The sequence below is a fragment of the Actinopolymorpha sp. NPDC004070 genome (assembly GCF_040610475.1).
In the GTDB taxonomy this organism is placed as follows: Bacteria; Actinomycetota; Actinomycetes; order Propionibacteriales; family Actinopolymorphaceae; genus Actinopolymorpha.
The window spans coordinates 1-6,501 of record NZ_JBEXMJ010000027.1 but is presented as its reverse complement, the minus strand read 5'-3'; the positions used below and the strand labels follow the sequence as shown (position 1 = coordinate 6,501).

Below are 6,501 nucleotides of genomic sequence, written 5' to 3'. Positions count from 1 at the left end.
GAGTTCCAGCGGTTGACGGGGGATTTGTTGGAGCGGTGTCGTCGTCCGTTCCAGCAGGTGTTGCGTGATGGCGGGGTCGAGGTGGGCAAGATCGACCACGTGATTCTTGTGGGTGGTTCCACGCGGATGCCTGCGGTGGCGGAGTTGGTGCGGGAGCTTACGGGTGGTAAGGAGCCGCACAAGGGTGTGAACCCTGATGAGGTGGTGGCGATTGGTGCGTCGTTGCAGTCGGGTGTGTTGCGGGGTGAGGTGAAGGATGTCTTGTTGTTGGATGTCACTCCCCTGTCCCTCGGCATCGCCACCAAGGGTGGTGTTTTCACCAAGATCATCGAGCGCAACACCACCATTCCCACGAAGCGTTCCGAAGTCTTCACGACTGCCGAGGACAACCAGCCCTCGGTGATGATCGAGGTCTTCCAGGGCGAACGCGAGATGGCCCGCGACAACAAGTCGCTCGGTAACTTCGAGCTGACCGGCCTGCCGCCCGCGCCCCGGAACGTCCCGCAGATCGAGGTGGCGTTCGACATCGACGCGAACGGCATCGTGCACGTGTCGGCGAAGGATCTGGGGACGGGTCGTGAGCAGAAGATGACGGTGACCGGTGGGTCGGCTCTGCCCAAGGACGACATCGACCGGATGGTCCGGGATGCGGAGCAGTATGCCGAGGAGGACCGCAAGCGCCGTGAGGCCGCGGAGCTTCGCAACCAGGCGGACTCGCTGGTGTATCAGACGGAGAAGTTCGTCGCGGACAACCCCGACAGCGTTCCGGCCGAGGTCAAGTCCGAGGTCGAGCAGGACATCGCCGCGCTGAAGAAGGCCCTGGAAGGCGAGGACAACGACGCCCTCAAGTCGGCGTTCGACAAGCTCTCGGAGTCCCGCACCAAGATGGGCTCGGCGATCTACGCCAACGCCCAGCAGTCCCAGGGCACCCCGACCGGCGACGCCGGCGACGCCACCGGCACCGGTGACGGTTCCGCCAACGCCGCGGACGACGACGTGGTCGACGCCGAGATCGTCGACGACGACAAGCCCGCGGGTGGCGCCAACGACGAGGGTGGTCAGAAGTGAGCCAGGCCGAGGGACACGACGGGCCCGTGGTCCACGACCGGCGGCGCATCGACCCGCGTACCGGCGAGATCCGGGAGGAGGCGCGGGCGACCGCGTCCTCGCCCGGCGCCGGTGACGCGGCCGACCCCGACACGGAGGCCACCGCCAGGCCCGGTGAGCCGGGCGACGCCGAGGAGGCCCCGGCCGCCTCCGCCGCGGAGGTGGAAGCACTCAAGTCGGCCGTCGTCGAACGCACCAACGACCTCAAGCGGCTCCAGGCGGAGTACGTCAACTACAAGCGGCGGGTCGACCGTGACCGGCAGGCCAACCAGGAGCAGGCCGTCGGCAGCGTGCTGACCGAGCTCCTCCCGGTCCTCGACGACATCGGCCGGGCCCGTGAGCACGAGGAGCTGTCCGGCGGCTTCAAGGCTGTGGCCGAGGCGCTGGAGACCTCGTTGTCCAAGCTCGGACTGGTGAAGTTCGGCGAGGCCGGCGACGAGTTCGACCCGCGGGTGCACGACGCCCTCATGCACGCGTACTCCGACGACGTGTCGGGGCCGACGTGCACGGCCATCCTCCAGCCGGGCTACCGGCTGGGCGAGCGAGTGCTGCGACCGGCGCGGGTGGCGGTCACCGAACCCACCGTCGGGCTGCCGCCGGAGCAGGTGGCGCCGAGTGCCGACGCCGATCCGGCCTCCGGTGCCGACGGGGGTCCGGCCGAGGGCAACGACGGCGAGGCGGGCGCCGATGACCAGCCGCCGACCGGCAACGGCTGAGCAAGGGGGAGGTGGGGAGCACCATGGGCACGAAGGAATGGCTCGAGAAGGACTTCTACAAGGTGCTCGGCGTCTCCAAGGATGCGAAGCCCGAGGAGATCAAGAAGTCCTACCGCAAGCTCGCCCGGGCGAACCACCCCGACGCCAACCGGGGTGACGCGAAGGCGGAGGAGCGGTTCAAGGAGGTTTCCGAGGCCTACTCCGTCCTCTCCGACCCGGCCAAGCGCAAGGAGTACGACGAGGCACGGTCGCTGTTCGGCGGAGGCGGGTTCCGCTTCCCCGGCGGCGGCGGAGGGACCGGCGGCCAGGCCGGCGGCGGGTTCCCGTTCGACCTCGGCGACATCTTCACCCAGCAGGGCGGCAACCGCGGGGGCGGCGGTCTGGGCGACATCCTCGGTGGCATCTTCACCGGTGGGCGCACCCGGACCCCGCCGGGCACCCGCCCGCGCCGGGGTGCCGACGTGGAGACCGAGGTCACCATCGGATTCCGTGACGCGGTCGACGGAGTGACGGTCCCGCTCCGGATGACCAGCGACGCGCCGTGCCCGGCGTGTTCGGGCACCGGTGCGAAGGCCGGCACGATGCCGCGGGTGTGCCCGGACTGCGAGGGTGTCGGGATGCGGGCCACCTCCCAGGGTGGCCGGCTGGCGATGACCGAGCCGTGCCGCTCCTGCCGGGGCCGCGGCCTGGTGGTCGACAACCCGTGCCCCACCTGCCACGGCTCGGGCCGGGCGGAGTCGGCCCGCACCATGCAGGTGCGCATCCCGGCCGGGGTGTACGACAACCAGCGCATCCGTCTGCGCGGCAAGGGTGCCGCCGGCGAGCGCGGCGGACCCGCCGGCGACCTGTACGTCACCGTGCACGTGCATGCCGACGAGCGGTTCGGCCGCAAGGGCGAGCACCTCACCGTCACCGTGCCGATCTCGTTCCCCGAGGCGGCGCTCGGTGGTGAGGTGAAGGTGCCCACCCTCGCCGGCCCGCTGGTCACCCTGAAGGTTCCGCCGGGCACCCCCAACGGCCGTACGTTCCGCGTACGCGGCAAGGGCGCGGCCCGCAGGGACGGCACCAAGGGCGACCTGCTGGTCACTGTGGAGGTGGTCGTTCCGGACCATCTCGACGACAAGGCCAGGGAAGCCCTCGACGCCTACCGCCGGGCGACCGGCGCCGACGCGGCTCGCGGTGAGTACGACGGGAAGGAAGGCGTGCGATGACGAGCACTCGCGCCGGCTCGCCGGACGGCTCCCGCCGCTCCCGGCCCGCCTTCGACGTGTCGATGGACGCCGAGACGCCGGTGTACGTCATCAGCGTCGCGGCCGAGCTCACCGGCCTGCACCCGCAGACGCTCCGCACCTACGACCGGCTCGGCCTGGTAACGCCGGGCCGGTCCGGGGGCGGCGGCCGGCGCTACTCCCTCCGGGACATCGAGACCCTGCGGCACGTCACCGAGCTCACCGCCGCGGGCATCGGCCTGGAAGGTGTACGCCGGATCCTTGAGCTGGAGTCGGTGGTCGAGGCGCTCGGCACCCGAGTCCAGGAGCTGGAGGGCGCGCTCGATGACGCCCGGTTGATGTTCGAACGTGCCGCCGAGCAGGCGGCCTATCTCCCCGAGCTCCTGCCCCGCCCGAGCCAGGCCGTCGTGGTCTGGAAGGGCCGGGCTCGGCGTCGGCGACAGCCCTGACCTCGCGGGGCCGGCCATGACCACCCATGACCCAGGGCCCCGAACGGTCTCGAAGTTGAGTGGAATGGACTCAACTTCGAGATGGTTCAAACCAGCAGAAGACCCGATGATCACGACGGGGACACCGAAACCGGGGACACGGAAACCATGGATGCACAGAAACTGACGACCAAGAGCCAGGACGCGCTCTCGGCCGCGATCCGCCGGGCGGCCAACGGCGGCAACCCGGCCGTGGAGCCCGTCCACCTGCTGATCGCGCTCGTCGACGAGCCCGAAGGCACCGCGGCGAGCCTCCTCGAGGCGGTCGGCGCCGACCGCCGGACGGTGGAGAAGTCCGCCGCCGACGCCGCCGGGCGGTTGCCAGCGGCAAGCGGGTCGACCGTGCAGGCGCCCGGACTGTCCCGTCCGCTCTACCAGGTCATGCAGGTCGCGCAGGACCAGGCGACCGAACTCGGTGACGAGTACGTCTCCACCGAGCACCTCCTGGTCGGGCTCGCGACCGTGGCCGGGCCCGCGAAGGACGTCCTGACCCGGGCCGGCGCCAGCGCCGACGCCCTGCTGGCGGCGTTCGCCCAGGTCCGCGGCTCCGCGCGGGTGACCACGCCGGACCCCGAGGGCACCTACAAGGCACTGTCGAAGTACTCCGTCGACCTCACCGAACGCGCCCGCGAGGGCAAGCTCGACCCGGTGATCGGCCGGGACTCCGAGGTGCGCCGGGTGATCCAGGTGCTGTCCCGGCGTACGAAGAACAACCCCGTCCTGATCGGCGAGCCCGGCGTCGGCAAGACCGCCGTCGTGGAGGGGCTCGCCCAGCGCATCGTCGCCGGTGACGTACCCGAGTCGCTGAAGGGCCGCCGGCTGGTGGCGCTCGACCTGGGTTCGATGGTCGCCGGCGCGAAGTATCGCGGTGAGTTCGAAGAACGCCTGAAGGCCGTACTCAACGAGATCAAGGAGAGCAACGGCCAGGTCATCACGTTCATCGACGAACTCCACACTGTCGTCGGCGCGGGTGCGTCCGGGGACAGCTCGATGGACGCGGGCAACATGCTCAAGCCGATGCTGGCCCGCGGTGAGCTGCGGATGATCGGAGCGACCACGCTGGACGAGTACCGCCAGCGGATCGAGAAGGACCCCGCCCTCGAACGCCGGTTCCAGCAGGTGTTCGTCGGTGAGCCGTCCGTCGAGGACACCATCGCGATCCTGCGCGGCCTGCGCGAACGCTACGAGGCGCACCACAAGGTGCAGATCGCCGACGCCGCCCTGGTCGCCGCCGCCACCCTGTCCAACCGCTACATCACCGGGCGCAAGCTGCCCGACAAGGCGATCGACCTGGTGGACGAGTCGGCCAGCCGGCTGCGGATGGAGATCGACTCCAGCCCGGTGGAGATCGACGAGCTGCGCCGGCAGGTCGACCGGATGCGGATGGAGGAGCTGGCCCTGTCCAAGGAGGACGACGCGGCCAGCCAGGAGCGCCTGGCCGCGCTGCGCGCCGAGCTCGCCGACCGCGAGGAGACACTGCGCGGGCTGGAGGCCCGGTGGGAGAAGGAGAAGTCCGGCCTCAACCACGTGGGCGAGGTCAAGCAGCGGCTGGACGACCTGCGGGTGCAGTCCGAGCGCGCCCAGCGTGAGGGTGACCTGGAGACCGCGGCCCGCATCCTCTACGGCGAGATCCCCCAGCTGGAGAAGGAGCTGCGGGAGGCCGGCGAGGCGCCGGTCGAGGTGACCGACACCGTGCCGATGGTGCGCGACGAGGTGGGCCCCGACGAGGTGGCCGAGGTGGTGTCGGCCTGGACGGGCATTCCCACCGGCCGGCTGCTGGAGGGCGAGACCGGCAAGCTGCTGCGGATGGAGGACGAGCTCGGCCACCGGCTGATCGGGCAGCGCCGAGCCGTGGCCGCGGTGTCGGACGCCGTACGCCGCGCCCGTGCCGGGGTGTCCGACCCGGACCGGCCGACCGGATCGTTCCTGTTCCTCGGCCCGACCGGTGTGGGCAAGACGGAGCTGGCCAAGGCGCTGGCCGAGTTCCTCTTCGACGACGAGCGCGCGATGGTGCGGATCGACATGAGCGAGTACGCCGAGAAGCACTCGGTGTCCCGCCTGGTCGGTGCGCCACCCGGCTACGTCGGCTACGAGGAGGGCGGTCAGCTGACCGAGGCGGTCCGCCGCCGCCCGTACTCCGTGATCCTGCTCGACGAGGTGGAGAAGGCGCACCCGGAGGTCTTCGACGTACTCCTGCAGGTGCTCGACGACGGTCGGCTGACCGACGGGCAGGGCCGCACGGTCGACTTCCGCAACGTGATCCTCATCCTCACCAGCAACATGGGTTCGCAGTACCTCGCCGACCCGGCGCTGGCGGAGGAGAAGAAGCGCGAGCTGGTGATGAACGTCGTCCGCACGTCGTTCAAGCCGGAGTTCCTGAACCGCCTGGACGAGGTGGTGCTGTTCGATCCGCTGGGCACCGAGGAGCTCACCCGGATCGTGGAGCTCCAGATCAGCGCCCTCGCCCGGCGGCTGGCCGACCGGCGGATCCGGCTCGAGGTCACCGACGGCGCGAAGGAGTGGCTGGCGCTGACCGGCTACGACCCGGTGTACGGCGCTCGCCCGCTACGCCGGCTGGTGCAGTCGGCGATCGGCGACGGCCTGGCTCGCAAGCTGCTGGCCGGTGAGGTGCGCGACGGCAACCGCGTCCTGGTCGACGTCAACGACGCCAACGACTCCCTGGAGATCGACCTGGTCCCGTCCGAACCCGCCCGGGTCGCCTGAGGCGGCCGCACCTGAGCAGCTGACCCTGTCCGTTCGACGCCCGTTCGGCGTCCAGATCGACCCGGCCGACCGGTCGGTTCCCCCCTTCATCGGTAGACAACATCCGGTGCGGCGCCCTCGCGGGCGTCGCACTCCAATCTGGCTCGGAGGCTTGTGGTTATGTCTCGTTCGGTCGGTATCGATCTTGGTACGACGAATTCTGTGGTGGCGGTTCTTGAGGGTGGGGAGCCGACGGTT

General features: G+C 70.4%; 5 protein-coding genes. All 5 read left to right on the top strand.

What is annotated here, in order from left to right; translation table 11 throughout:
* The coding region (locus ABZV93_RS28750; protein WP_354942085.1) for an Hsp70 family protein at positions 1 to 1,068 on the top strand (1,068 nt) is incomplete at its 5' end.
* Complete coding sequence (gene grpE / locus ABZV93_RS28745; RefSeq protein WP_354942083.1) at positions 1,065 to 1,823, top strand: nucleotide exchange factor GrpE; 759 nt, start codon at positions 1,065 to 1,067, stop codon at positions 1,821 to 1,823. The genes ABZV93_RS28750 and grpE, both read left to right, overlap by 4 nt.
* 23 nt (positions 1,824 to 1,846) lie before the next feature.
* Positions 1,847 to 3,034, top strand: a complete 1,188-nt coding sequence (gene dnaJ, locus ABZV93_RS28740; RefSeq protein ID WP_354942081.1) for a molecular chaperone DnaJ — start codon at positions 1,847 to 1,849, stop codon at positions 3,032 to 3,034.
* Entirely contained in the window at positions 3,031 to 3,501 is a 471-nt protein-coding gene (locus ABZV93_RS28735) for a MerR family transcriptional regulator (RefSeq protein ID WP_354942079.1), read from the top strand. Before dnaJ ends, ABZV93_RS28735 begins: the two co-directional genes overlap by 4 nt.
* 147 nt (positions 3,502 to 3,648) lie before the next feature.
* On the top strand, positions 3,649 to 6,264 hold the full coding sequence (gene clpB, locus ABZV93_RS28730) for an ATP-dependent chaperone ClpB (RefSeq protein ID WP_354942077.1): 2,616 nt from the start codon (positions 3,649 to 3,651) through the stop codon (positions 6,262 to 6,264).
* Positions 6,265 to 6,501: the final 237 nt, after the last annotated feature.

What these genes read in the sequence shown, in the direction of transcription:
- dnaJ (WP_354942081.1), top strand. Translation starts at nt 1,847, where the DNA reads ATGGGCACGAAGGAATGGCTCGAGAAGGACTTCTACAAGGTGCTCGGC.
- ABZV93_RS28735 (WP_354942079.1), top strand. Translation starts at nt 3,031, where the DNA reads ATGACGAGCACTCGCGCCGGCTCGCCGGACGGCTCCCGCCGCTCCCGG.
- clpB (WP_354942077.1), top strand. Translation starts at nt 3,649, where the DNA reads ATGGATGCACAGAAACTGACGACCAAGAGCCAGGACGCGCTCTCGGCC.